General features: G+C 66.4%; 1 protein-coding gene. It reads left to right on the top strand.

The features are described from left to right. A partial coding sequence (locus tag EOA27_RS38605) for an EAL domain-containing protein (RefSeq protein ID WP_145970910.1) occupies positions 1-776 on the top strand: 776 nt, incomplete at its 5' end. Positions 777-795 lie beyond the last annotated feature (19 nt).

Raw genomic sequence — 795 nt, 5'->3', positions numbered from 1 at the left:
AGTCGGGCGCGCTCTGCTGCTGGTTCCAGCCGCTGGTGCGGCTCGACACCAGCGCGGTCGTCGGCTTCGAGGCGCTGCTGCGCTGGCAGCACGAGGTCCATGGCGCCATCTCGCCGCCCGAGATCGTCACCGCCGCGCGCGAGACCGGCCTGCTTTCGCTGCTGACCGAAACGGTGTTCCTCAATTGCTGCGCCATGATCGCAGAGCTGGTGCGGCAGGGCCGCCCGGATGTGCGGGTGGCGATGAATCTTTCACCGCGCGAGCTCGAGGCCGGCAATGTCGATGACATGATCCTCGAGGGGCTGAAGGCGAGGAATGTGCCCGCCGCGATGCTCGAGATCGAGATCACCGAGGAGGCGCCGGTCGACCGCGACCGGGTCGGCCAAAAGGTCGGGCGGCTGGCGGATGCCGGCATATCGATCGTTCTCGACGATTTCGGCACCGGTTTCTCGACCCTGGTGTCGCTGAAGGACAGCCGCATCCGCAAGATCAAGATCGACAAGGATTTCGTGCGCGACCTGGCGAAATCCGTGGAGGACCAGGCCGTGGTCGAGGCGGTGATCGGCCTTGGCCGCACGCTGGGGATCGAGGTGATGGCCGAGGGCGTCGAGACCGATGCCGACCGCATGATCCTGCGCTCGCTGGGCTGCATGATCGCGCAAGGCTATCTGTTTTCGCCCGCACTGCCGATGCGCGACGCGCTCGCCTTCGACGCGGCTGCCGCTGAGGTTATTTTCGAGCCGTTGCGCAATCCCCGCAGCGGCAACGCCGCCTGACAGACCGTCAAGGGCATTC

This window comes from Mesorhizobium sp. M2A.F.Ca.ET.037.01.1.1, from assembly GCF_003998075.1.
Taxonomy (GTDB): Bacteria; Pseudomonadota; Alphaproteobacteria; order Rhizobiales; family Rhizobiaceae; genus Mesorhizobium.
This window is presented reverse-complemented; position numbering and strand designations above follow the sequence as displayed.